Source organism: Priestia sp. P5_B4, assembly GCF_056400385.1.
The window spans coordinates 1-1,730 of sequence record NZ_JBFULJ010000816.1 but is presented as its reverse complement, the minus strand read 5'-3'; the positions used below and the strand labels follow the sequence as shown (position 1 = coordinate 1,730).

Sequence of the window (1,730 nt, the reverse complement as noted above, 5' to 3'; positions counted from 1 at the left end):
GAAAAAGGGTATACCATTAGCACCTCTGAATTAGAAAACTTTACAACATCCGTGAGCGCGCCGATTGTAAATCATCAAAATGAAGTGGTTGCAGGCATTAGCGTAGCGGGAATTGAAGCAAGATTTCAAGGAGACAGACTGCCGTTCATTATTCAAAAAGTAACAGAAGCGGCGAGCTTAATTTCTGAAAAACTCGGTTATCAAGGATCATTAAAGTAGCATACATAGAAAAATGGAGGTAGACCATTGAAACGATTAGAAGGTAAAACAGTCGCACTCGTAGGTCAGCGTAAAGTAGAAGAAATCAGCAAAATTGTTGAAAACCTTGGCGGGACCCCGCTTGTACGACCTGCACAAGGAACCATCTTTTTAGATGACACACATTTAGAAGCAGATATTAAAGAACTGGTAAAAGGAAATTATGATTGGTTTATTTTTACGACAGGCGTCGGGACGGAAATTTTGTATAAAGCAGCAGAAAAGCTAGGGCTGGCGGACGAATTCCTGTCTTCTTTACAAGCAGCTCATATTGCTGCACGCGGGTATAAAACCGTAAATATGTTAAAAAAACTCGGTGTTACTCCAACCGTTCGAGATGATGATGGAAGTACCGCAGGCCTAGTCAGGGCGCTTCATTCGTTTTCTTTTGAAGGAAAGCATGTAGCACTTCAGCTTCACGGAGATCCTGCACCAAAATTGATTGACTTTCTTTCGAATCAAAAAGCCCAATTTAAAGAGATTTTACCGTATCAGCATATTCCGCCAAAAGCAGAAGTCATGGAACAGCTTATAAACGAATTAATAAGCGGAAAAATCGACGCTGTTAATTTCACAAGCGCTCCGCAGGCCCGCTTTTTATTTTCGTTTGCAAGAGAACACGGACAAGCTGATCACATTCGAGAACTCTTTAAAAGCTCTGTAGTAGCTGTATCCGTAGGAAAAGTAACCGCTGCTGCTTTAAAAGAAGAAGGAGTAGATCGTATTGTTATTCCTGATCAAGAAAGAATGGGAAGTGCAATTGTAGCTTTAGAACATTATTATCAGCAGCGTGATTAACAAAAGACCTTCTCGCCTCACCGTGAGAAGGTCTTTTGTATGACTTCATCCGAGCGTTGTCGAATATTGTTTGATAATTACCTATCACTCTCTTTTTAAACACGTACAAACAACAGATAAACATAGATTTGTTACTATTTCAGAAAATCATTTTCAAATATTGCAAAAATAGTAGAAAAAGGTAAAAAAACAGAGGTGGATGTTAAAAAAATGTTACGTTCGCTTTAGCAATAACTTATATCCAACCAGCTTAAAAAATCTTGATCACCTATTTTATCATGTTAAAAACAGGGCTGTATAAAGCCCGGTAGATTATTTATTTTAACACGGATATAAAGGTATATTTTTGCAGGTAAAAGATGAATGTATACACAAGCGTTAAATGTTACATTACTGAAATACAATTGTAATATTGTTATTCTTTTTTTCAACGTTTATCGTGGTATAATTTTCGTAGATTTTCATTAGCATATTTAGCTATTTATCGACAAATACAGTGAACTTTACATAAATTGTAAGACTTTTATACATATTGATACATAATTAGAAATTACTAGTTTAACAGAGCGAGAAAGCGGAGGAATTCATATTGAAAAAGAAAATGCTTTTACTTAACACAACGGTTTTATTAGGCCTGGGAGGAGTTTTATCAACTCCAGCGTATGCCTCTACCA

Annotated in this window: 2 protein-coding genes; both read left to right on the top strand. The window is 36.8% G+C overall.

Going from position 1 to position 1,730, the window contains the following annotated elements:
• On the top strand, nt 1-219 hold a 219-nt coding region (locus AC1DRF_RS26280), incomplete at its 5' end, for an IclR family transcriptional regulator domain-containing protein (protein ID WP_477742112.1).
• Between the two features lie 27 nt (nt 220-246).
• The gene (locus AC1DRF_RS26275) at nt 247-1,056 is read left to right on the top strand and encodes a uroporphyrinogen-III synthase (protein ID WP_230184111.1); all 810 of its coding nucleotides are present in this window, start codon (nt 247-249) and stop codon (nt 1,054-1,056) included.
• Nucleotides 1,057-1,730: the final 674 nt, after the last annotated feature.